This is a genomic window from Streptococcus sp. 68 (assembly GCF_013277415.1).
Classification (GTDB): Bacteria; Bacillota; Bacilli; order Lactobacillales; family Streptococcaceae; genus Streptococcus.
On record NZ_VMMX01000002.1, the window covers coordinates 1 to 21,308 of the forward strand.

General features: G+C 40.0%; 26 protein-coding genes and 2 pseudogenes. 23 read left to right on the forward strand and 5 right to left on the reverse strand.

Annotated features, from left to right (window positions below; all coding sequences use genetic code 11):
- The coding region (locus HT720_RS10135; protein ID WP_240156308.1) for an LPXTG cell wall anchor domain-containing protein at positions 1-290 on the forward strand (290 nt) is incomplete at its 5' end.
- A gap of 54 nt (positions 291-344) precedes the next feature.
- On the opposite strand, the pseudogene HT720_RS00625 reads toward HT720_RS10135, so the two are convergent.
- Together HT720_RS00625 and HT720_RS00630 are read right to left on the reverse strand one after the other, a co-directional pair.
- Positions 345-863, reverse strand: a pseudogene (locus tag HT720_RS00625) (transposase); the annotation flags it as partial.
- Positions 864-1,013: 150 nt separating this feature from the next.
- Positions 1,014-1,535 (reverse strand): annotated as a pseudogene (locus tag HT720_RS00630) (biotin--[acetyl-CoA-carboxylase] ligase); the annotation flags it as partial.
- A gap of 211 nt (positions 1,536-1,746) precedes the next feature.
- Here HT720_RS00630 and HT720_RS00635 point away from each other — a divergent pair.
- The 13 genes from HT720_RS00635 to dnaJ all read left to right on the forward strand — a co-directional run bounded on the left by HT720_RS00635 (position 1,747) and on the right by dnaJ (position 13,140).
- Positions 1,747-2,943, forward strand: coding sequence for a phosphoglycerate kinase (locus HT720_RS00635; RefSeq protein WP_001096743.1), 1,197 nt, complete (start codon positions 1,747-1,749; stop codon positions 2,941-2,943).
- A gap of 131 nt (positions 2,944-3,074) precedes the next feature.
- Positions 3,075-3,236 carry a hypothetical protein gene (locus HT720_RS00640; protein ID WP_173274407.1) on the forward strand — a complete coding sequence of 54 codons (162 nt, stop codon included), beginning with the start codon at positions 3,075-3,077 and terminating at the stop codon, positions 3,234-3,236.
- A 135-nt stretch (positions 3,237-3,371) separates the two neighbouring features.
- The gene (locus HT720_RS00645; protein ID WP_000119915.1) at positions 3,372-3,899 is read left to right on the forward strand and encodes an aromatic acid exporter family protein; all 528 of its coding nucleotides are present in this window, start codon (positions 3,372-3,374) and stop codon (positions 3,897-3,899) included.
- A gap of 76 nt (positions 3,900-3,975) precedes the next feature.
- Positions 3,976-4,332 (forward strand): transcriptional repressor GlnR, encoded by a 357-nt coding sequence (gene glnR, locus HT720_RS00650; protein WP_000659547.1) that lies wholly within the window; start codon positions 3,976-3,978, stop codon positions 4,330-4,332.
- A gap of 36 nt (positions 4,333-4,368) precedes the next feature.
- On the forward strand, positions 4,369-5,715 hold the full coding sequence (gene glnA, locus HT720_RS00655; RefSeq protein ID WP_001122878.1) for a type I glutamate--ammonia ligase: 1,347 nt from the start codon (positions 4,369-4,371) through the stop codon (positions 5,713-5,715).
- 137 nt (positions 5,716-5,852) lie between these two features.
- The gene (locus HT720_RS00660) at positions 5,853-6,173 is read left to right on the forward strand and encodes a PadR family transcriptional regulator (RefSeq protein WP_000423972.1); all 321 of its coding nucleotides are present in this window, start codon (positions 5,853-5,855) and stop codon (positions 6,171-6,173) included.
- Positions 6,173-6,748 carry a DUF2812 domain-containing protein gene (locus tag HT720_RS10380; RefSeq protein WP_164226818.1) on the forward strand — a complete coding sequence of 192 codons (576 nt, stop codon included), beginning with the start codon at positions 6,173-6,175 and terminating at the stop codon, positions 6,746-6,748. The genes HT720_RS00660 and HT720_RS10380 overlap by 1 nt, the downstream gene beginning before the upstream one ends.
- 34 nt (positions 6,749-6,782) lie before the next feature.
- On the forward strand, positions 6,783-7,295 hold the full coding sequence (locus HT720_RS00670) for a DUF2812 domain-containing protein (RefSeq protein ID WP_164226816.1): 513 nt from the start codon (positions 6,783-6,785) through the stop codon (positions 7,293-7,295).
- Positions 7,296-7,455: 160 nt separating this feature from the next.
- Positions 7,456-8,490: a heat-inducible transcriptional repressor HrcA gene (gene hrcA, locus HT720_RS00675; RefSeq protein ID WP_173274408.1), complete on the forward strand. Its 1,035-nt coding sequence runs from the start codon at positions 7,456-7,458 to the stop codon at positions 8,488-8,490.
- 26 nt (positions 8,491-8,516) lie between these two features.
- Positions 8,517-9,041 carry a nucleotide exchange factor GrpE gene (gene grpE / locus HT720_RS00680; protein WP_173274409.1) on the forward strand — a complete coding sequence of 175 codons (525 nt, stop codon included), beginning with the start codon at positions 8,517-8,519 and terminating at the stop codon, positions 9,039-9,041.
- A 39-nt stretch (positions 9,042-9,080) separates the two neighbouring features.
- Complete coding sequence (locus HT720_RS00685; protein WP_173274410.1) at positions 9,081-9,308, forward strand: hypothetical protein; 228 nt, start codon at positions 9,081-9,083, stop codon at positions 9,306-9,308.
- A 244-nt stretch (positions 9,309-9,552) separates the two neighbouring features.
- Positions 9,553-11,376 (forward strand): molecular chaperone DnaK, encoded by a 1,824-nt coding sequence (dnaK, locus tag HT720_RS00690; RefSeq protein WP_173274411.1) that lies wholly within the window; start codon positions 9,553-9,555, stop codon positions 11,374-11,376.
- A 627-nt stretch (positions 11,377-12,003) separates the two neighbouring features.
- A complete protein-coding gene (gene dnaJ, locus HT720_RS00695; protein WP_173274412.1) occupies positions 12,004-13,140 on the forward strand; it encodes a molecular chaperone DnaJ in 1,137 nt (378 codons plus the stop codon).
- A gap of 397 nt (positions 13,141-13,537) precedes the next feature.
- Here dnaJ and HT720_RS00700 read toward each other — a convergent pair whose 3' ends face one another.
- Together HT720_RS00700 and HT720_RS00705 are read right to left on the reverse strand one after the other, a co-directional pair.
- Positions 13,538-13,825 (reverse strand): hypothetical protein, encoded by a 288-nt coding sequence (locus HT720_RS00700; protein ID WP_000777754.1) that lies wholly within the window; start codon positions 13,823-13,825, stop codon positions 13,538-13,540.
- Between the two features lie 9 nt (positions 13,826-13,834).
- Positions 13,835-14,245, reverse strand: a complete 411-nt coding sequence (locus HT720_RS00705) for an HIT family protein (protein ID WP_001278317.1) — start codon at positions 14,243-14,245, stop codon at positions 13,835-13,837.
- 67 nt (positions 14,246-14,312) lie between these two features.
- Between HT720_RS00705 and HT720_RS00710 the strand changes: the two genes are divergently transcribed.
- Both HT720_RS00710 and HT720_RS00715 read left to right on the forward strand, forming a co-directional pair.
- Positions 14,313-15,044 (forward strand): ABC transporter ATP-binding protein, encoded by a 732-nt coding sequence (locus tag HT720_RS00710; RefSeq protein ID WP_000889954.1) that lies wholly within the window; start codon positions 14,313-14,315, stop codon positions 15,042-15,044.
- A complete protein-coding gene (locus tag HT720_RS00715; RefSeq protein WP_173274413.1) occupies positions 15,041-16,090 on the forward strand; it encodes an ABC transporter permease in 1,050 nt (349 codons plus the stop codon). Before HT720_RS00710 ends, HT720_RS00715 begins: the two co-directional genes overlap by 4 nt.
- A gap of 62 nt (positions 16,091-16,152) precedes the next feature.
- On the opposite strand, the gene HT720_RS00720 is transcribed toward HT720_RS00715, so the two are convergent.
- Entirely contained in the window at positions 16,153-16,482 is a 330-nt protein-coding gene (locus HT720_RS00720) for a hypothetical protein (RefSeq protein ID WP_004261043.1), read from the reverse strand.
- Between the two features lie 295 nt (positions 16,483-16,777).
- Here HT720_RS00720 and HT720_RS00725 point away from each other — a divergent pair, with 295 nt between their 5' ends.
- The 7 genes from HT720_RS00725 (at position 16,778) to HT720_RS00755 (ending at position 21,307) form a co-directional block, all read left to right on the forward strand.
- On the forward strand, positions 16,778-17,515 hold the full coding sequence (locus tag HT720_RS00725) for a LytTR family DNA-binding domain-containing protein (protein WP_125443385.1): 738 nt from the start codon (positions 16,778-16,780) through the stop codon (positions 17,513-17,515).
- A gap of 13 nt (positions 17,516-17,528) precedes the next feature.
- Positions 17,529-18,878, forward strand: coding sequence for a sensor histidine kinase (locus HT720_RS00730; RefSeq protein ID WP_173274414.1), 1,350 nt, complete (start codon positions 17,529-17,531; stop codon positions 18,876-18,878).
- A gap of 68 nt (positions 18,879-18,946) precedes the next feature.
- Complete coding sequence (locus HT720_RS00735) at positions 18,947-19,303, forward strand: hypothetical protein (protein ID WP_173274415.1); 357 nt, start codon at positions 18,947-18,949, stop codon at positions 19,301-19,303.
- Between the two features lie 208 nt (positions 19,304-19,511).
- Positions 19,512-19,676 (forward strand): hypothetical protein, encoded by a 165-nt coding sequence (locus HT720_RS00740; RefSeq protein WP_173274416.1) that lies wholly within the window; start codon positions 19,512-19,514, stop codon positions 19,674-19,676.
- Positions 19,673-20,077 carry an immunity protein gene (locus HT720_RS00745; protein WP_173274417.1) on the forward strand — a complete coding sequence of 135 codons (405 nt, stop codon included), beginning with the start codon at positions 19,673-19,675 and terminating at the stop codon, positions 20,075-20,077. Before HT720_RS00740 ends, HT720_RS00745 begins: the two co-directional genes overlap by 4 nt.
- Positions 20,078-20,159: 82 nt before the next feature.
- Entirely contained in the window at positions 20,160-20,543 is a 384-nt protein-coding gene (locus HT720_RS00750; RefSeq protein ID WP_173274418.1) for an immunity protein, read from the forward strand.
- Positions 20,544-20,617: 74 nt separating this feature from the next.
- Complete coding sequence (locus tag HT720_RS00755; RefSeq protein ID WP_049511536.1) at positions 20,618-21,307, forward strand: CPBP family intramembrane glutamic endopeptidase; 690 nt, start codon at positions 20,618-20,620, stop codon at positions 21,305-21,307.
- Position 21,308: the final 1 nt, after the last annotated feature.

Sequence of the window (21,308 nt, forward strand, 5' to 3'; positions counted from 1 at the left end):
GCACTACATCTTATACGGTGACCCCTGAGAACGGTGATGTTACACCAAGTACTTCAGAATATAAAAATTCGTCTAAATTGACTAATACAAATAACACAAATAAACCAAACGACGTTAATGTTGAAGGTGAGATTCAGACAGGTGATAATTCTCGAACTAACTTGACTGGCAAAAAAGTTTTACCAAACACAGGTGGATCTGACTCAGTTGCTATGAATTTGTTAGGTGCGTTAACACTCACTTCTGTTCTTGGTTTGGCTGCGACTAAACGCAAAACGGAAGATAATTAATCTTTAAAGAGATACCTTTGGGCTCTTTGTCAACTGTAGTGGGTTGAAGAAAAGCTATGATCGAGAAAGGACAAATTTCGTCCTTTCTTTTTTGATGTTCAGAGCGATAAAAATCCGTTTTTTGAAGTTTTCAAAGTTCCGAAAACCAAAGGCATTGCGCTTGATAAGTTTGATAAGATTATTGGTTGCTTCCAGTTTGGCGTTTGAATAGGAGAATTGAAGAGCGTTGACGATTTTCTCTTTGTTCTTTAGAAAGGTTTTAAAGACAGTCTGAAAAAGAGGATGAACCTTCTTTAGATTGTCTTCAATGAGACCGAAAAATTTGTCAGCTTCCTTATTCTGAAAGTGAGAAAGCAAGAGCTGATAGAGCTGATAGTGGTGTTTCAAGTCTTCTGAATAGCTCAAAAGCTTGTCTAGGATTTCTTTATTGGTTAAGTGCATACGAAAAGTAGGGCGATAAAAACGCTTATCACTGAGTTTACGACTATCCTGTTGAATGAGCTTCCAGTAGCGCTTGATAGCCTTGTATTCATGGGATTTTCGCTCAAATTGATTCATGTTTTGTATAAATCTTATGGGACTTTTTTCTACAACAAAATAGGCTCCATAATATCCATAGGAGATTTACCCATTACAAATATTATATAGCTGAAAAGCTAAGCTCGAGAAAGGACAAATTTCTTTCTTTTTATATAGTTTATTTTTTGTTGTATAACTTTACTATCATTTCCAAGTTTTTAGTGAAATTTCTCCGCTATTTAGCCAGATTTCTTTTCCGTTATCACATTGAACTAAAAGTTTAACACTTTCAGAGATGTCTTTAGCAAGTCCCTTGTAGTCTTTTTGATCTAGTGTAAAAGTAACTTCTTTTCCTAGAACGAAGGACTGTTTTTTGTATAGGTATAATAGCTCTTCTGCTGGTGTTTCGAAGAAAGCACGCCAGATTTCTATAATTAATTCATTTCTGGTTATAGGTGCTGGTGCTTTAAATAAACTAGCAGCTTTTTCTTTTAATTCCTGAGGGAAGTCTTTAATAGTGAAATTGATACCTACTCCAATAATGATATCTGTGACTAAGCCAGTTTTTACAGAGGTCATTGCTTCAGTAAGGATTCCTCCAATTTTATGATTTTTGAGGTAGATATCGTTGACCTATTTTATGTCGACATCTATTAAAGTTAGGTTCTTAATAGCTTTGTAGATAGCTCCAGCTACAAGTAGTGTGTAGGATGCTATTTTGTCATAGTGGACCTCATTTCTAACTCAAACGTCTCATACTTAATTCCACCATAAAAATCCGTTTTAGACTAATTTCCACTTTGGTCATCCAAGTGGAAGTTACTTTGAGAAGTTACCATGGAGATTAAATATCGAAAAATCTTGTGAAATCTTTCCTTATATTTCCAAAGTGTGATATAATAGTTTCGAATAAAATAAATAAAGGGGTTTTTGTAACATGGCAAAACTTACTGTTAAAGACGTTGACTTGAAAGGTAAAAAAGTCCTCGTTCGTGTTGACTTCAACGTACCATTGAAAGATGGCGTAATCACTAACGACAACCGTATCACAGCAGCTCTTCCAACTATTAAGTACATCATCGAACAAGGTGGACGTGCAATTCTTTTCTCTCACCTTGGACGTGTGAAAGAAGAAGCTGATAAAGCTGGTAAATCACTTGCTCCTGTAGCAGCAGACTTGGCAGCAAAACTTGGTCAAGATGTTGTGTTCCCAGGTGTCACTCGTGGTGCTGAATTGGAAGCAGCTATCAACGCTCTTGAAGATGGACAAGTTCTCTTGGTTGAAAACACTCGTTACGAAGATGTTGACGGCAAAAAAGAATCTAAAAACGATCCTGAACTTGGTAAATACTGGGCATCACTTGGAGATGGTATCTTCGTAAACGATGCATTCGGTACAGCTCACCGTGCACACGCATCTAACGTTGGTATCTCAGCAAACGTTGAAAAAGCAGTTGCTGGTTTCCTTCTTGAAAACGAAATTGCCTACATCCAAGAAGCAGTTGAAACTCCAGAACGTCCATTCGTGGCAATCCTTGGTGGTTCAAAAGTTTCAGACAAGATCGGTGTTATCGAAAACTTGCTTGAAAAAGCTGATAAAGTCCTTATCGGTGGTGGTATGACTTACACATTCTACAAAGCACAAGGTATCGAAATCGGTAACTCACTTGTAGAAGAAGACAAATTGGATGTTGCGAAAGCTCTTCTTGAAAAAGCAAACGGTAAATTGATCTTGCCAGTTGACTCAAAAGAAGCAAACGCATTTGCTGGTTACACTGAAGTGCGTGACACTGAAGGTGAAGCAGTTTCTGAAGGCTTCCTTGGTCTTGACATCGGTCCAAAATCTATCGCTAAATTTGACGAAGCTTTGACTGGTGCTAAAACAGTTGTATGGAACGGACCTATGGGTGTATTTGAAAACCCAGACTTCCAAGCTGGTACAATCGGTGTGATGGACGCTATCGTGAAACAACCAGGCGTTAAATCAATCATCGGTGGTGGTGACTCAGCTGCCGCAGCTATCAACCTTGGTCGTGCAGACAAGTTCTCATGGATTAGTACAGGCGGAGGCGCTTCAATGGAGCTTCTCGAAGGTAAAGTATTGCCAGGTTTGGCTGCACTTACAGAAAAATAATTTCAGCCCGTTAGTCTCTACAAAATCCTGATTTTGTAGAAAAAGGAACAAAACTGAAACGTTAACAAAAAGGTGGCTATGTCACCTTTTTGTGTTAGTGGAGGTATTTGTGACGCGGTGGTGGGGCATCAATGGAGCTTCTTGAAGGTAATACTCTTCGAAAATCTCTTCAAACCACGTCAACGTCGCCTTGCCGTACTCAAGTACAGCCTGCGGCTAGTTTCCTAGTTTGCTCTTTGATTTTCATTGAGTGTAAAGTTCTTCCAGGACTTGCAGCCTTGACAGAAAAATAAGATTTTATAAACAAATCAAAGAAGAGAGGGATGAAAGTTTCTCTTTTCTTTTACTTAAAATAAAAACGCTTCCTCTCAACTATTACTCATAAAAATCACCGATTTATGATAAAATGGAAATAGAAAGTTGAGATTATGAGTTATTTTAAAAAATATAAATTCGATAAATCCCAGTTCAAACTTGGTATGCGAACCTTTAAAACAGGTATTGCTGTTTTTCTAGTTCTCTTGATTTTTGGCTTTTTTGGCTGGAAAGGTCTTCAAATAGGTGCTTTGACAGCCGTTTTTAGCCTGAGGGAGAGTTTTGATAAGAGTGTTCATTTCGGAACTTCGCGTATTCTAGGAAATAGTATCGGTGGCCTCTATGCCCTGGTCTTCTTCTTATTAAATACCTTTTTCCACGAAGCCTTTTGGGTAACCTTAGTTGTTGTTCCAATCTGCACCATGTTAACCATTATGACAAATGTAGCCATGAATAACAAAGCAGGGGTTATTGGTGGTGTAGCAGCTATGTTAATCATTACCCTATCGATTCCGAGCGGCGAAACAATTTTGTACGTATTTGCGCGTGTATCAGAAACTTTCATGGGAGTTTTTGTCGCAATTCTCGTAAATTACGATATTGATCGTATTCGGCTCTTTTTAGAGAAAAAAGAAAAATAATGTTACATTTTATAACATTATCGATTGACGTTTGTCTTTTTTTAGACTATAATAGACAGAAAGAAGGAAATTGTAAATGAAGGAAAAAGAATTTCGCCGAAATATGGCTGTTTTTCCTATCGGCAGTGTTATGAAGTTGACTGACCTATCGGCGCGTCAGATTCGTTATTATGAAGATCAAGAGTTGATTAAGCCTGATCGAAACGAAGGGAACCGTCGCATGTATTCCTTGAATGACATGGATCGTCTGCTTGAAATCAAAGATTATATCTCTGAAGGTTATAATATCGCTGCCATTAAGAAAAAATATGCTGAACGTGAAGCGAAATCCAAGAAAGCGGTGAGTCAGACTGAGGTGCGTCGTGCACTTCACAATGAACTCCTCCAACAGGGTCGCTTTGCTTCAGTACAGTCACCTTTTGGTCGCGGTTAGGCAACCGTAAGTAGTCATACATTAAGGAGAAAACTCATGCCAATCACAGCTGCAGATATTCGTCGTGAAGTCGAGGAAAAAAATGTTACCTTTATTCGTCTCATGTTTTCAGATATTTTGGGAACCATGAAAAACGTCGAAATTCCTGCTACAGATGAACAATTAGATAAGGTCTTGTCAAATAAGGCTATGTTTGATGGATCTTCTATCGAAGGTTTTGTACGTATCAATGAGTCAGATATGTACTTGTACCCAGACTTGGATACTTGGACAGTCTTCCCTTGGGGAGATGAAAATGGAAGTGTTGCAGGTTTGATCTGTGATGTCTATACAACAGAAGGTGAACCATTTGCAGGGGACCCTCGTGGCAATTTGAAGCGTGCTCTTCGTCACATGGAAGAAGTAGGATTCAAATCCTTCAACCTTGGTCCAGAGCCAGAATTCTTCCTATTTAAGTTGGATGAAAATGGAGATCCAACGCTCGAAGTGAATGACAAGGGTGGCTACTTTGATTTGGCGCCTACTGACCTTGCGGACAACACACGTCGTGAGATTGTCAATGTCTTGACCAAAATGGGATTTGAAGTAGAAGCCAGTCACCACGAGGTTGCGGTTGGACAACATGAGATTGACTTCAAGTACGATGAAGTTCTCCGTGCTTGTGATAAGATTCAAATCTTTAAACTCGTTGTCAAAACCATTGCTCGCAAACACGGCCTTTACGCAACCTTTATGGCTAAACCGAAATTTGGTATTGCTGGATCAGGTATGCACTGTAATATGTCCTTGTTTGATGCAGAAGGAAATAATGCCTTCTTTGATCCAAATGATCCAAAAGGAATGCAGTTGTCAGAAACTGCCTACCATTTTCTTGGTGGTTTGATCAAACATGCCTACAACTATACTGCCATCATGAACCCAACGGTTAACTCATACAAACGTTTGGTTCCAGGTTATGAAGCGCCTGTTTACATTGCTTGGGCTGGCCGTAACCGTTCGCCACTTGTGCGCGTGCCTGCTTCACGTGGTATGGGAACTCGTCTTGAGTTGCGTTCAGTAGACCCAATGGCAAACCCATATATCGCTATGGCAGTTCTTTTGGAAGTTGGTTTGCATGGTATTGAGAATAAAATCGAAGCACCAGCTCCTATCGAAGAAAATATCTATATCATGACAGCAGAAGAGCGCAAGGAAGCTGGGATTACAGACCTTCCGTCAACCCTTCACAACGCTTTGAAAGCTTTGACAGAAGATGAAGTTGTCAGAGCGGCTCTTGGAGAACATATCTATACTAGTTTCCTTGAAGCCAAACGAATCGAATGGGCAAGTTATGCAACCTTCGTTTCACAATGGGAAATTGATAATTATTTAGACCTTTACTAATACTAATACCTTTACTAATACTAATATAGAAGAAAGATTGCCTGAGGGCGGTCTTTTTTCTTGTGTTTTATATCGAGGTGTGATATATTTTATATAACGAAGTGCGATATATCGAACTGGATAGGAGGTGGCTATAAATGGAATTAACGGATAAGATTCGTCGAGTTTATCTTCCGATGACGGAAACGGGCTTTTATATCTTGTTCTGTCTGCAAAAGGAAGGTCATGGTTATAGTATTACGCAAAAGGTCAAGGAGATGACAGATTCGCAAGTTTCGATTAGTCCTGGGACTATGTATGGAACTTTGTCAAAGATGGAAAAGGATGGTTTGATTTCCTTTGTCCGCGAAGAGGAAAAACGGAAAATCTATCAGATAACAGACTTGGGACGAAAAGTCTTAGATATTGAATTGAAGCGTATTGAACGGCTCTATAGAAACAGTCGGGAGGAAGGATGATGGAAAAGAAGGTTGTTTATAGAATTGCTACCATTGCGGATTATGATAGAGAGGCTTTATATCTTAGAAAAATGCATGCTGAGGGCTGGAAACTCAAGGAAGTAACCTACTCTAACTTAGTAGTTGCGGTTAAGTATACTTTTGAAAAGTGTCAACCGGAGCAGGTGTCTTATCAGTTGGACTTTTATCCTATGAAAAAATCAGAGAGGGCCTCCTATTTACAATTATTTAAAGACTTTGGCTGGGAGCATATTACAGACTTTAATGGTTTTTCCTACTTTAGAAAACTTCATTCTGGAATTGAGTCGGATGCCGAGTTTGAAATTTATAATGACGCGGCCGGGAAGTTAGCTGTGGTCAAACGAATTTTAACAATGCGGATGCTTCCTATTTTGCTTCTCTTTTTAGCTCTACTACCGATTTTTTCAAAGTTTGTCAGTGGAGTTAGTTCTTTCAGTTGGGCATTGTTTTTGATTTTCATAATAGATGGTGTTTTATTGATAGTTCATGCGATTCAGATTTCTTATATTTTTTGGAGATTGAGTCAAAAATGGAAAGAATTATCTGATAAATAAAACCATGCATGTTTTCTAATTTGGAGGTGAGATGATGAAAAGCAAACTACAATTTCGGATTTTTACGATTCTTGATGAGGATAAGGAAGAAGAATATTTACATGAGATGCATTTGAAAGGTTGGAGGTATAGAACTAGTCGTTTTGGTTTGTTCTATTTTGACCAATGTCAACCAGACGATGTTATCTATCGTATCTATGATTCTAGATTTCTTAAAAAATATAAGCGTGAACTGCAAGATTTTAGAAATAGAGGTTGGGAATTGATGGAAACAGGTTTTTGTTCAATTCTTCGTAAACCGGCTTCTGATTTACTTCCAGAGGATCAAGTCTATATGAGTAAGGGGTTAAGATGGGAAGTGATGAGATATAGACTTCGTTCCTGTACAGCTACTTTCTTAGGTGGTTTGGTTGTTTGTATGAGTTTGTTTCGAGAAGAACTGTCGCAACCTTTCTTTGTCATTTTTGTTCTATATGCCTTTATGATTTCTTATCTAATCTATGGTTTTTTTAGACTTAAAAGGAAATACCAAGTAGATGGAAGGTGAGTTTCTCGGTCTGTAGACTGATTTTTAGCACTCTTGCTAAAAGAGTGCTAATTTTTTGAGTTTTTATCTTGACATTCTCTTTTAAGGGTGTATAATAGAATCATGAGTTAGCACTTGATCGTATCGAGTGCTAATCGATCAGACAGAGAGGAGTGATGAGATGGTTACAGAGCGTCAGCAGGATATTTTAAATCTGATTATTGACATCTTTACCAAAACGCACGAACCTGTCGGATCCAAAGCCTTGCAAGAGTCTATTAACTCTAGCAGTGCAACCATTCGTAATGATATGGCAACTCTAGAAAAGCAAGGTTTGCTTGAAAAGGCTCATACTTCAAGTGGTCGGATGCCAAGTGTTGCTGGTTTTCAGTACTATGTGAAACACTCACTGGATTTTGACCGACTTGCTGAAAATGAGGTATACGAGATTGTCAAAGCCTTTGATCAGGAATTCTTCAAATTGGAGGATATTCTGCAAGAGGCTGCTAATCTATTGACAGACTTGAGTGGCTGTACGGTAGTAGCACTGGATGTTGAGCCGAGCAGGCAACGGTTGACAGCCTTTGATATCGTTGTTTTGGGGCAACATACAGCCTTGGCAGTATTCACCTTAGACGAGTCGCGAACGGTTACCAGTCAATTTCTGATTCCAAGGAACTTCTTGCAGGAGGATTTGCTGAAACTGAAGAGCATCATTCAGGAACGTTTCCTCGGTCACACCGTTTTAGATATTCACTACAAGATTCGAACGGAGATTCCGCAGATTATCCAGCGTTACTTTACAACAACGGACAATGTCATTGATCTCTTTGAACATATCTTTAAGGAAATGTTCAACGAAAATATTGTGGTGGCGGGCAAGGTCAATCTCTTGAATTTTGCCAATCTAGCAGCTTATCAGTTCTTTGACCAACCGCAAAAGGTGGCCTTGGAGATTCGTGAGGGGCTGCATGAGGATCAGATGCAAAATGTCCGTGTTGCGGACAGTCAAGAGTCCTGTCTAGCTGACCTAGCGGTGATTAGTAGCAAGTTCCTCATTCCTTATCGAGGTTTTGGAATTCTAGCGATTATCGGTCCAGTTAATCTGGATTACCAGCAACTAATCAACCAAGTCAATGTGGTCAACCGTGTTTTGACCATGAAGTTGACAGATTTTTACCGCTACCTCAGCAGTAATCATTACGAAGTACATTAAGATTGAAATCATTAAAGGAGGCGAAAATGGCCCAAGATATAAAAAATGAAGAAGTAGAAGAAGTTCAAGAAGAGGAAGTTGTGGAAACGGTAGAAGAAACAACTCCTGAGAAGTCTGAATTGGACTTGGCAAATGAACGTGCGGATGAGTTCGAAAATAAATACCTTCGCGCTCATGCAGAAATGCAAAATATCCAACGCCGTGCCAATGAAGAGCGTCAAAACTTGCAACGTTATCGTAGCCAGGACTTGGCAAAAGCGATTCTCCCTTCTTTGGATAACCTTGAGCGTGCACTCGCAGTTGAAGGTTTGACAGATGATGTGAAGAAGGGCTTGGAAATGGTGCAAGAAAGCTTGATTCACGCTTTGAAAGAAGAAGGAATCGAAGAAATCGCAGCTGATGGTGAATTTGACCATAACTACCATATGGGCATCCAAACTCTCCCAGCAGACGATGAACACCCAGCAGATACCATCGCCCAAGTTTTCCAAAAAGGCTACAAACTCCATGACCGCATCCTAAGACCAGCAATGGTGGTTGTTTATAATTAGGGATTTTATATGTCGAAACAATATAGTAGGAAGATGAGAATGAAAAAGATAGCGTCTACAAATTGGGCTATTGGAATTGTCGTTTTCTTTTTGGTAGTAGGGATATTTTTTGCTTATCCTATTTCGGAAGGAGCACAAGTTTCTTATTTTGGAACGCAGCCAGTAATTTGGTTGCAAAAAGTATTAGAACTTATATTGCAACCGATTTTAATTGGTCAATTGTTATTATTAATTACAGAGGATATGTCAGTAAATGAGAAAGACTGATTTAGTATTGTCCGAAACGACAATAAACTATGAAAGAAAGATAAAAAAGTAGTTCAGCTTTGCAATAGTGAGCGAAGCGAACTAAAGACGACACTCTTCGCCGTGGCGCTACTTGCGCAAACTTTGAGACCATAGGCTCAAAGTTTAGTCAAAGAGATTGACGAAGTCAAGCTCTGACGGCGCCGCCACCTAAGAAGAGTATCAAAAAGAAAAATAGAAAATTAACTAACAAGGAGAAAAACATATGTCTAAAATTATCGGTATTGACTTAGGTACAACAAACTCAGCAGTTGCAGTTCTTGAGGGAACTGAAAGCAAAATCATCGCAAACCCAGAAGGAAACCGCACAACTCCATCTGTAGTATCATTCAAAAACGGCGAAATCATCGTTGGTGATGCTGCGAAACGTCAAGCAGTCACAAATCCAGATACAGTCATCTCTATTAAATCTAAAATGGGAACTTCTGAAAAAGTTTCTGCTAACGGAAAAGAATACACTCCACAAGAAATCTCAGCTATGATTCTTCAATATTTGAAAGGCTACGCTGAAGACTACCTTGGTGAAAAAGTAACCAAGGCAGTTATCACAGTTCCAGCTTACTTCAACGATGCTCAACGTCAAGCAACAAAAGACGCTGGTAAAATCGCTGGTCTTGAAGTAGAACGTATCGTCAACGAACCAACTGCAGCAGCTCTTGCTTACGGTTTGGATAAGACTGACAAAGAAGAAAAAATCTTGGTATTTGACCTTGGTGGTGGTACATTCGACGTCTCTATCCTTGAATTGGGTGACGGTGTCTTCGACGTATTGTCAACTGCAGGGGACAACAAACTTGGTGGTGATGACTTTGACCAAAAAATCATCGATCACTTGGTAGCAGAATTCAAGAAAGAAAACGGTATTGACTTGTCTACTGACAAGATGGCGATGCAACGTTTGAAAGATGCGGCTGAAAAAGCGAAGAAAGATCTTTCTGGTGTAACTTCAACACAAATCAGCTTGCCATTCATCACTGCAGGTGAGGCTGGACCTCTTCACTTGGAAATGATTTTGACTCGTGCGAAATTTGACGATTTGACTCGTGACCTTGTTGAACGTACAAAAGTTCCAGTTCGTCAAGCCCTTTCAGATGCAGGTTTGAGCTTGTCAGAAATCGACGAAGTGATCCTTGTTGGTGGTTCAACTCGTATCCCAGCCGTTGTCGAAGCTGTTAAGGCTGAAACTGGTAAAGAACCAAACAAATCAGTAAACCCTGATGAAGTAGTTGCTATGGGTGCGGCAATCCAAGGTGGTGTCATCACTGGTGATGTCAAAGACGTTGTCCTTCTTGACGTAACACCATTGTCACTTGGTATTGAAACAATGGGTGGTGTCTTCACAAAACTCATCGACCGCAACACAACAATTCCAACATCTAAATCACAAGTCTTCTCAACTGCGGCAGACAACCAACCAGCCGTTGATATCCACGTTCTTCAAGGTGAACGCCCAATGGCAGCAGATAACAAGACTCTTGGACGTTTCCAATTGACTGATATCCCAGCTGCACCTCGTGGAATTCCTCAAATCGAAGTAACATTTGACATCGATAAGAATGGTATCGTGTCTGTTAAAGCTAAAGACCTTGGAACTCAAAAAGAACAAACAATTGTGATCCAATCGAACTCAGGTTTGACTGACGAAGAAATTGACCGCATGATGAAAGATGCAGAAGCTAACGCTGAAGCAGATAAGAAACGTAAAGAAGAAGTTGACCTTCGTAACGAAGTAGATCAAGCTATCTTTGCGACTGAAAAGACAATCAAGGAAACTGAAGGCAAAGGATTCGACGCAGAACGTGACGCTGCCCAAGCTGCCCTTGATGACCTTAAGAAAGCTCAAGAAGACAACAACTTGGACGACATGAAAGCAAAACTTGAAGCATTGAACGAAAAAGCTCAAGGACTTGCTGTTAAACTCTACGAACAAGCCGCAGCAGCGCAACAAGCTCAAGCAGGAGCAGAAGGTGCACAAGCAACAGGAAACGCAGGCGATGACGTCGTAGACGGAGAGTTTACGGAAAAGTAAGATGTTGAGGCGTTAAGAAAACGAAAGAAAAATAGGAAGCCATCGCCTTGTGCGATGCACAAAAGATGGCTTATCTTTTTTCCGAAGTTTTTAGCCGAAACTCAGTTAAGCCTAACTCGTCAAGAATGACTAATCACTAAACTGATTGTCATTCTACGGCAATCGCTATGGCGACTTGCCTAAACGCCTTACTAGTTCAAAAACAAAGTATAATCGACTTTGTTTTTGAACGTCGTAATGATAGGAAGAAATCCAGAGGTTGCAACCCAGCCTCTGTTTTTCGATAAAAAGGATCTGAACCTGATTTATTTGGGGTTTGTCTTGTCAATATGAAATACAGGAATTGAACCCGGACTAAATCGAGGTTTCGTTCCGCAACAATAACAGAAAGGAACAAGGGTGTTCAGGAAATTGAACCCGGGTTCCCAAATTTCTTACTTAATTTGAAAGAAGGGATAAAGAGCGTTCGATAAATTGAACTCGAGCTCTGAGCTTTTTTACTTAATATAAAAGAAAGGAATTGAATCCGACCTAAATTCTCGGAAAAAAGATAAATCTGCCTAGGAGCATCGCTCCAGCGTCAGATTTCCTATTTTTTAGTCGAATTTTACGGTCTTGGTATCTTGTATGAACAATACTGAATTTTATGATCGTCTGGGGGTGTCAAAAAACGCTTCGGCAGACGAGATCAAAAAGGCTTATCGTAAGCTTTCGAAAAAATATCACCCAGATATCAATAAGGAGCCTGGTGCTGAGGAAAAATACAAGGAAGTTCAGGAAGCCTATGAGACTTTGAGTGACGACCAAAAACGTGCTGCCTATGACCAGTATGGTGCTGCAGGCGCCAATGGTGGTTTTGGTGGAGATGGTGGTTTCGGCGGTTTCAATGGGGCAGGTGGCTTCGGTGGTTTTGAGGATATTTTCTCAAGTTTCTTCGGTGGAGGCGGTTCTTCGCGCAATCCAAACGCTCCTCGCCAAGGAGATGATCTCCAGTATCGTGTCAATTTGACCTTTGAAGAAGCTATCTTCGGAACTGAGAAGGAAGTTAAGTATCATCGTGAAGCTGGCTGTCGTACATGTAATGGCTCTGGTGCTAAGCCAGGGACAAGTCCAGTCACTTGTGGACGCTGTCATGGCGCTGGTGTCATTAACGTCGATACGCAGACTCCTCTTGGTATGATGCGTCGCCAAGTAACCTGTGATGTCTGTCACGGTCGCGGAAAAGAAATCAAAGATCCATGTACAACTTGTCACGGTACTGGTCATGAAAAACAAGCCCATAGCGTACATGTGAAAATCCCTGCTGGTGTGGAAACTGGTCAACAAATTCGCTTAGCTGGTCAGGGTGAAGCAGGATTTAACGGTGGACCATACGGTGACTTGTACGTGGTGGTTTCTGTGGAAGCCAGCGACAAGTTTGAACGTGAAGGAACTACTATCTTCTACAATCTGAATCTCAACTTTGTCCAAGCAGCTCTTGGTGACACAGTAGATATTCCAACTGTTCACGGTGATGTTGAATTGGTTATCCCAGAGGGAACTCAGACTGGTAAGAAATTCCGCCTACGTGGCAAGGGAGCTCCGAGCCTTCGTGGCGGTGCTGTTGGTGACCAATACGTTACTGTCAATGTCGTAACACCGACAGGTCTGAACGACCGCCAAAAAGCAGCCTTGAAAGAATTCGCAGCTGCAGGTGATTTAAAAGTCAATCCAAAGAAAAAGGGCTTCTTTGATCATATTAAAGATGCCTTTGAAGGAGAATAAAAGTAAAAAGAGCCCAACGGCTCTTTTTTGTTTATAGATTTTTTAAGACTTTCCTTAAGTAATGATGGACGGTAGCGACCTTTTTCGAAGTTCCATACCTAAACTTTGAGCCTAAGTCTCAAAGTTTCCGAACATCTGAAACCAAGCTGTTTCAGGTGTTTTCATTACGGTGGAAAGTCTGGGAAAGTCTTCGATTTATACTCAATGAAAATCAAAGAGCAAACTAGGAAACTAGCCGTAGGCTGTACTTGAGTACGGCAAGGCGACGTTGACACGGTTTGAATTTGATTTTCGAAGAGTATTAGTTGTGAAATGGTGAATGAGTTGCCTAATTTATGATGTATAGTTGATGGGATATAACTTGTTTACCTTTTAAAAAAGAGCCGTTGGGCTCTTTTTACTTATCTTCGATTTCCTGTGTTTCTTTTATCACAGCTAGTCTAGTCTGGATATCCTTTTCCAAGACCTTAAACTTGTAAGTCAGGTCTTCTTGGTATTCCTTGATGAGTTCTTTTTGCTGGTCAATGATTTGCAGGCTGTTTTGGATAATATCCACATCGTCCTTGATAGCTTGAACGCGGTCAGTGGTATTCAAGACTTCATCTGTGATGGTTTGGCGATTTTTTGTGACCAGATAACTTCCGGCTGCAGCTCCTGCAAATAGCAGTAGGTTGGATAATTTCATGGCAACTCCTTATGCGTTTTTGATGGTTTCAGCGACTTGAGCAAGTTTGTCAAAGTCAGGTTCGTGGGCGATAAAATCAATCTTGAGGTCATCGTCCGCACTGTAGCGAGGCACGAGGTGAACGTGGGTATGAAAGACGGTTTGCCCTGCGATTTCTTCACAGTTGGCAATGATATTCATACCAGCAGCCTTGGTAGCTTTCATGACTTTTTGAGCTACTTTTGGTACTTGGGCGAAGAGTTGGCTGGCGCTAGTAGCGTCCATTTCTAAAAGATTGCGATAGTGTTCTTTTGGTACGACCAAGGTGTGTCCTGGTGTCACTTGAGAGATATCAAGAAAGGCAAGAACCTGCTCATCTTCATATACTTTTGAAGCAGGAATTTCCCCTGCGATGATTTTACAAAAAATGCAATCTGACATAAAATCTACCTCTACTGTATTGAATTTTGATATAATATAGCTACATTATACCAGATTTGGAGAAAATATGTTAGAAATTAAAAACCTGACAGGTGGCTATGTTCATGTTCCTGTTTTGAAAGATGTGTCCTTTACTGTTGAAAGTGGGCAGCTGGTCGGTCTGATTGGTCTTAATGGTGCTGGTAAATCGACGACTATTAATGAGATTATCGGTCTGTTGACACCTTATAGTGGCTCCATCAATATCAATGGATTGACCCTGCAAGAAGATGCGACAAGTTACCGCAAGCAAATTGGCTACATTCCAGAAACGCCCAGCCTGTATGAGGAGTTGACCCTCAGAGAGCATATCGAAACGGTTGCCATGGCTTATGGTATTGAGCAGAAAGTGGCTTTTGATCGAGTAGAACCTTTGTTAAAAATGTTTCGTCTGGACCAGAAATTAGACTGGTTCCCTGTTCATTTTTCAAAAGGGATGAAGCAGAAGGTCATGATTATTTGTGCTTTTGTGGTGGATCCTAGTCTTTTCATCGTGGATGAGCCTTTCCTTGGTCTTGATCCGTTGGCTATTGCAGACTTGATTCAGCTTTTGGAAGTGGAAAAGCAAAAGGGCAAGTCCATTCTCATGAGTACCCACGTGCTGGATTCGGCGGAGAAGATGTGTGATGCTTTTGTCATTCTTCATAAGGGAGAGGTGCGTGCTAAGGGAAATCTCCTGCAACTGCGCGAAGCATTTGATATGCCTGAGGCTAGTTTGAATGATATTTACTTGGCTCTGACCAAAGAGGAGGAGCTATGAAAGACTTGTTTTTAAAGAGAAAGCAGGCTTTTCGTAAGGAGTGTCTTGGTTATTTGCGTTATGTTCTCAATGACCACTTTGTCTTGTTCCTGCTTGTCCTGTTGGGCTTTCTAGCCTATCAGTACAGTCAACTTTTACAACATTTTCCTGAAAATCATTGGCCTATCCTTTTATTTGTAGGAATTACGTCTGTTTTATTTTTGCTTTGGGGAGGAATTGCCACCTATATGGAGACTCCAGACAAGCTCTTTCTCTTAGTCGGAGAAGAGGAAATCAAACTCCATCTCAAGCGTCAAACTGGCATTTCCCTAGTCTTTTGGCTCTTTGTACAGACCCTTTTCTTGCTTTTATTTGCGCCCTTATTTTTAGCAATGGGTTATGGCTTCCCTGTTTTTCTGGTCTATGTGCTTTTATTAGGAGTAGGAAAATATTTCCTCTTTCGTCAAAAGGCCAGCAAATTTTTTACGGAAACTGGACTGGACTGGGACTATGTCATTTCCCAAGAAAGCAAGCGTAAGCAAGTCTTGCTTCGTTTCTTTGCCCTCTTTACCCAGGTCAAGGGAATTTCAAACAGCGTCAAGCGTCGTGCCTATCTGGACTTTATCCTAAAGGCTGTTCAGAAGGTGCCTGGGAAGATTTGGCAAAATCTCTATCTGCGTTCTTATCTACGAAATGGAGACCTCTTTGCGCTCAGTCTCCGTCTGCTCTTGCTTTCCATACTGGCACAGGTCTTTATCGAGCAAGCTTGGATTGCGACAGCAGTGGTAGTACTGTTTAACTACCTCTTGCTCTTCCAGTTGCTGGCCCTCTATCACTCCTTTGATTACCAGTATTTGACCCAACTCTTTCCGCTGGATAAGGGGCAAAAGGAAAAAGGCTTACAGGCTGTAGTCCGAGGATTGACCAGTTTGGTCTTAGTAGTGGAATTAGTTGTTGGGTTGATTACCTTCCAAGAAAAACTAGCCCTTCTAGCCTTACTGGGAGCTGGTTTGGTTTTACTAGTCTTGTACTTACCTTATCAAGTAAAACGTCAGATGCAGGACTAAAACTTGCTTATATGATATTAAAAAAGAAGTTGAGTTCAGTTTGTCTCAACTTCTTTTATTTTCTACAGGATAATGGTTGGCCCGTAGAGACTCAACTTGGTCTTGACTTGGTCAAAGTGGAAACGGTCATAGGCCCGCCAAGCGGCGCGAGTTGGAGCATCTGGATCAAGAGCGCTGAGTCCCATGAGAAGACTGGAAGTCTGGTAAAATTTTTCCAGTTCAATCAAGACTCGATTATCCACTGTTTCAGCCTTGGCTAGAAAGCCAAGAATAGAATTTAATTGCTCCTGAAAGCGGACGTCGTCAGCTGTTGCCTGTTTGCATGCTTGGTAGGCTTTGTTTAAGTCAGTAATCAAAGTCTGAGCTCTTTTGATAGGGTCTGTATCTGTCATGAGAATTCCTCCTTTAATCTTGGTGCCAGTCTTGTTTCTAGCAACTGTGTTTTGATACTGTCAGTTTATCACTTTTATCTCCTTTTTCACCATCAAATCTTTAATTGTTCTTGAAATTTCCTGAATGGTACTGTTAAGATTTTATGATAAAATAGTGGTAAGATTATCATGCTTATTTGAGGAACAAGATACCTTTCAGGAGCGTTAAAGGCCTGTTTAGGATTGGGTGGGCTTGTATCATAGTATTTTTGCTATTCTATTTTTAGGAAGAAATCGAAACAAGGAGAGTAAGAAGATGAGAATATTTGTTTTAGAAGATGATTTTTCCCAACAGACTAGGATTGAAACGACGATTGAGAAACTCTTGAAGGAGCATCATATCACTCCCAGCTCTTTTGAAGTTTTTGGTAAGCCAGACCAGCTGCTGGCAGAGGTGCATGAGAAGGGAGCCCATCAGCTATTCTTTTTGGATATTGAGATTCGAAATGAGGAGATGAAGGGTCTGGAAGTGGCTAGAAAGATTCGGGATCGGGATCCTTATGCCCTCATCGTCTTTGTGACGACTCACTCGGAGTTTATGCCCCTGTCTTTTCGCTACCAAGTGTCTGCTTTGGACTACATTGACAAGGCCTTGTCGGCAGAGGAATTTGAATCTCGGATTGAGACAGCCCTCCTCTATGCCAATAGTCAAGATAGTAAAAGTCTGGCGGAAGATTGCTTTTACTTTAAATCAAAATTTGCCCAATTCCAGTATCCTTTTAAAGAGGTTTACTATCTCGAAACGTCGCCCAGAGCCCATCGTGTTATTCTCTATACTAAAACGGATAGGCTGGAATTTACAGCGAGTTTAGAGGAGGTTTTCAAGCAGGAACCCCGTCTCTTGCAGTGCCATCGCTCTTTTCTGATCAATCCTGCCAATGTGGTTCGTTTGGATAAGAAAGAAAAACTTCTTTACTTTCCCAATGGTGGAAGCTGTATGATCGCGCGTTATAAGGTCAGGGAAGTGTCTGAAGCTATCAATAACTTACATTGAGTGAGGTGCTGGAATGGAATTAGTTTGGAAGATAGTATATGTGTTTTTGATATCTGGATTGGAATTGTTTATATTTTTTAAGGTGGATGGAATTGTTCTAACTCTGGAGAGAGTTTTTAAGTCCTTTCTTTTTAAGCTGCTTTTAGCAGTTGTTTTTGTAACGATTAGCTATATAGTAGGAAATACTTACCTATCTTATTTTATGGAACCCTTGTACGGCATTGGTTTATCTTTCTTATTGTTAAGAGGGCTTCCTAAAAAACTACTCTTCTTTTATGGTCTCTTTCCAATGATGTTGGTGAATCTTTTTTTCAGGGTAGTCTCCTATTTTGTGCTTCCATTTTTGGGGCAAGGGCATGTGTATGATGACCGCTCTTTTATTTGGTTATGTATAAAAATTTTCATTTGCTTTATTTCTCTAGCCTTTTTGAAATGGTTAGACTATGATTTTACTAGTTTGAGAAGGGAGATTCTCGATAAAGGTTTTCAACAGTCCCTGACTAAGATTAACTGGATAATGGGGGCTTACTATCTAGTGATGCAAAGTCTGTCTTTCTTTGAATATGAACAAGGTATTCAATCAACGACTGTTCGCCATCTCATCCTAGTGTTTTACCTACTCTTTTTTATGGGGGTTATCAAGAAGCTGGATACCTATTTGAAGGAAAAACTCCATGAGAGATTGGACCAAGAGCAGGCCTTGCGCTACAGAGATATGGAACGCTATAGTCGGCATATAGAGGAGCTTTATAAGGAAGTCCGGAGTTTTCGCCATGATTATACCAACCTCTTGACCAGCTTACGTCTGGGCATTGAAGAGGAGGATATGGAGCAGATAAAAGAGGTCTACGACTCGGTCTTAAAGGATTCCGGTGAGAAATTGCAGGACAATAAATATGACCTTGGTCGATTGGTAAATATTCGTGATAAAGCCCTCAAAAGTCTTCTAGCAGGGAAATTTCTAAAAGCTAGTGATAAGAAGATTGTCTTTAATGTTGAAGTTCCTGAGGAGATTCAGGTCGAGGGGATGAGCCTACTTGATTTTCTAACCATTGTGTCTATCCTTTGTGATAATGCCATTGAAGCTAGTGCAGAGGCTACTCAACCCCATGTTTCAATCGCCTTTTTAAAAAATGGAGAACAAGAGACCTTTATTATTGAAAACTCTATCAAAGAAGAGGGCATCGATATTTCTGAAATCTTCTCCTTTGGAGCCAGTTCTAAAGGGGAGGAGAGAGGAGTTGGTCTCTATACCGTCATGAAGATTGTGGAAAGCCATCCCAATACCAGTCTAAATACTACCTGTCAAAATCAAGTCTTTCGTCAAGTTTTAACGGTTCACTCGATGTCGGTTGATGATTAGAAGGCTTGTGGGAAGAAGTACTGTCTGCAGTCATCGATTAAAATACTATAGTTTATGAGGTATCCTATATGAATAAGAAATCCTTTTTTATCATCTGTTCTACGTTGATTATAGCATCGAATCTTCTCATGATTTCCGTGGTGAATAAGGGAGAAGAAACGGGGAGTAATCTGTTTGTGATTGCTATAGCCTGTGTTATGTTACCATCATTCTTATATGCGGTTGAGAACCGAATGGCTTCTTTAATTCGGACAGGGTCAGTAGCTTTACTCTTATTGACAGTATTGTCTTTAGTCCGTCTTGTCAACAGAATAGAGAGGACGCCTGAAATTCTCAACATTATCATTACTCTTCTGGTTTTGGCAGGTGGGACAGCCTGTATCCTGGTTGCGATTATGAGAATCTATCAGAACAGACGGAAGTAAGGCTGAATAGCTTTCGATGTATTTTCACATTGTTAAGTTTCCATAGGGCAAGTATGTTTTTCATGCTTGCTTTTTAAATTTTTTACAATTCAAGATGTTTTGATGACCATTCGTGATTTGAGTGTTCCAAGGATAAAATGAGTGCTATACTAGCAGTGTAAAGGTTGTAGCTAAACTAAGATAAAGCATACATTTAGGAGGAAATTTTATGAAGAAAAAAACACTGATTATTTTCGTTCTATATCTGATCATGTCTATCCTTCTTTATCCGCTTAGGGAGAGTATTTGGTATCATCTATTTTATACCATAGCCTATATGATTGCGGTTGTGATCTATTTTGCTTTAACTAAAAAGAAAGGAGCAAAGAAATGAAAACTTTTCTTGCTAAAAAACGGAACATCTTCCTTACGAGATTGTTCCTAGGTCAGTTGCCCTTACTTGTCTCTACTTATCTATTTCTATCTCGTCAGTTTTTAAATTTTTCCTTGGTTTTCCAATTTCTTTTAGTGGTTCTTAACTTGGCTTCGATTTTGGTCACTGTTTACCTCACTAGGGAAATGAGGATAAGAGAGTTTGAAGATGATGATTTGGTTAGTCCTAGAACCAATCAACTTATGTTCATTGGTTTGACAGGTTTTATGTCTATTATCTGTTTGTATAGAGGTATCACAGCAGGAGAATCTTATCAACAACTAATTGCCTATATTGGTGCTATTCTCTGCTTGATTATCATGCTTTTACTCATTTGGGGCTTGAAGTATTATAAAAAGTAGCTTTCTTTCCTCTTTTATCAGGATATTTGAGTGGAAGGCTCTATTAAAACGTTCGTGAAATAAATGAATGGAGGTATTTAATATGAAATACAGATTATTTTTTGTTATTTTATTGAGTAGTATGTTGGATATTCTTTTAGGGACATTTTTACAAATCTCTAATGTATCAATTGGGTGGCTTGTTCTCTACAGTGGATTATTTGAAGCAGGCGTTTTCCTTCTTGCTAATAAAGGGGTGGCGGTAAAAATCAAGGAAGTAGACATTCGAAACCGCTTTAAATTTATTTTTGGAAAAACCTTATGGTTTCAAATTCTTTTGCTCATCTTTTTGATGGTCAAACTTTATCTTGGTTTGGATGCGAGGTTGATTTTATTCTATGGTCATATTTTCATTGTCTTTAATGCCTTAATGTATCTATTATCTAGTAGTCAGGTTAGTCTTAAAAAGAGCAAACTGTCCTCTTAATCTTGCAACAGTAGAGTCTGGCAAGGGGAGGTACTAGGCTAGTCGTTGCCTTGTAGATAGTAGGGAAGAGTTATATGAAAAAACACCCTATTCTTTTCAAAACGAGTGCAATTCTTTCTTATTTATTTTTGTTTTTCGGATTGTTTTGGACAACCCAATTTTGGAGCAATTATTGGGAGTTCTCGTCTTGGGTAGGAAATATTATCTGGATTCGAAACATCATCAGTCTTCTCTTTATCGGCTTGATGGTTTGGATTTTGGTCAGGTCGGGCCATGCTTATCTCTTTCGTATCCCTAGGAAAAAGTGGTTGAGCTATTCTGTTCTGACGGTGTTAGCCGCTGTTGTGCTGATATGCTTTAACTATCTGACAGCTAAACACGTTCAGGGAACCAATGAAGGGTGGAATTTGTTTATTGCCTATAGTGAGACCAATTTTGCGGAGTTTGGTGTTTACCTAACCTTAATCGTACTAGGACCTCTGATGGAAGAATTGGTATGTAGGGGATTGCTTCAACATGCCTTCTTTAAGAATTCGAGATGGGGGCTGGATCTTCTCTTTCCGTCATTCTTATTTGCCTTGCCCCACTTTTCTAGCTTGCCAAGTCTCGCAGATATTTTTGTCTATATGGCAGTGGGCTGTCTATTTGCCTGTCTAACACGTTATACGAAGAGTATCTATCCTTCTTATTCGATTCATATTGTTAATAATATCATTGCAAACTTACCATTTTTGCTCACTTTTCTACATAGGGTCTTGGGGTAGA

Bases quoted from the DNA above. Each gene is read 5' to 3' on its own strand.
- HT720_RS00635 (WP_001096743.1), top strand. From the start codon at position 1,747: ATGGCAAAACTTACTGTTAAAGACGTTGACTTGAAAGGTAAAAAAGTC.
- HT720_RS00640 (WP_173274407.1), top strand. From the start codon at position 3,075: ATGGAGCTTCTTGAAGGTAATACTCTTCGAAAATCTCTTCAAACCACG.
- HT720_RS00645 (WP_000119915.1), top strand. From the start codon at position 3,372: ATGAGTTATTTTAAAAAATATAAATTCGATAAATCCCAGTTCAAACTT.
- glnR (WP_000659547.1), top strand. From the start codon at position 3,976: ATGAAGGAAAAAGAATTTCGCCGAAATATGGCTGTTTTTCCTATCGGC.
- glnA (WP_001122878.1), top strand. From the start codon at position 4,369: ATGCCAATCACAGCTGCAGATATTCGTCGTGAAGTCGAGGAAAAAAAT.
- HT720_RS00660 (WP_000423972.1), top strand. From the start codon at position 5,853: ATGGAATTAACGGATAAGATTCGTCGAGTTTATCTTCCGATGACGGAA.
- HT720_RS10380 (WP_164226818.1), top strand. From the start codon at position 6,173: ATGGAAAAGAAGGTTGTTTATAGAATTGCTACCATTGCGGATTATGAT.
- HT720_RS00670 (WP_164226816.1), top strand. From the start codon at position 6,783: ATGAAAAGCAAACTACAATTTCGGATTTTTACGATTCTTGATGAGGAT.
- hrcA (WP_173274408.1), top strand. From the start codon at position 7,456: ATGGTTACAGAGCGTCAGCAGGATATTTTAAATCTGATTATTGACATC.
- grpE (WP_173274409.1), top strand. From the start codon at position 8,517: ATGGCCCAAGATATAAAAAATGAAGAAGTAGAAGAAGTTCAAGAAGAG.
- HT720_RS00685 (WP_173274410.1), top strand. From the start codon at position 9,081: ATGAAAAAGATAGCGTCTACAAATTGGGCTATTGGAATTGTCGTTTTC.
- dnaK (WP_173274411.1), top strand. From the start codon at position 9,553: ATGTCTAAAATTATCGGTATTGACTTAGGTACAACAAACTCAGCAGTT.
- dnaJ (WP_173274412.1), top strand. From the start codon at position 12,004: ATGAACAATACTGAATTTTATGATCGTCTGGGGGTGTCAAAAAACGCT.
- HT720_RS00700 (WP_000777754.1), bottom strand. From the start codon at position 13,825: ATGAAATTATCCAACCTACTGCTATTTGCAGGAGCTGCAGCCGGAAGT.
- HT720_RS00705 (WP_001278317.1), bottom strand. From the start codon at position 14,245: ATGTCAGATTGCATTTTTTGTAAAATCATCGCAGGGGAAATTCCTGCT.
- HT720_RS00710 (WP_000889954.1), top strand. From the start codon at position 14,313: ATGTTAGAAATTAAAAACCTGACAGGTGGCTATGTTCATGTTCCTGTT.
- HT720_RS00715 (WP_173274413.1), top strand. From the start codon at position 15,041: ATGAAAGACTTGTTTTTAAAGAGAAAGCAGGCTTTTCGTAAGGAGTGT.
- HT720_RS00720 (WP_004261043.1), bottom strand. From the start codon at position 16,482: ATGACAGATACAGACCCTATCAAAAGAGCTCAGACTTTGATTACTGAC.
- HT720_RS00725 (WP_125443385.1), top strand. From the start codon at position 16,778: ATGAGAATATTTGTTTTAGAAGATGATTTTTCCCAACAGACTAGGATT.
- HT720_RS00730 (WP_173274414.1), top strand. From the start codon at position 17,529: ATGGAATTAGTTTGGAAGATAGTATATGTGTTTTTGATATCTGGATTG.
- HT720_RS00735 (WP_173274415.1), top strand. From the start codon at position 18,947: ATGAATAAGAAATCCTTTTTTATCATCTGTTCTACGTTGATTATAGCA.
- HT720_RS00740 (WP_173274416.1), top strand. From the start codon at position 19,512: ATGAAGAAAAAAACACTGATTATTTTCGTTCTATATCTGATCATGTCT.
- HT720_RS00745 (WP_173274417.1), top strand. From the start codon at position 19,673: ATGAAAACTTTTCTTGCTAAAAAACGGAACATCTTCCTTACGAGATTG.
- HT720_RS00750 (WP_173274418.1), top strand. From the start codon at position 20,160: ATGAAATACAGATTATTTTTTGTTATTTTATTGAGTAGTATGTTGGAT.
- HT720_RS00755 (WP_049511536.1), top strand. From the start codon at position 20,618: ATGAAAAAACACCCTATTCTTTTCAAAACGAGTGCAATTCTTTCTTAT.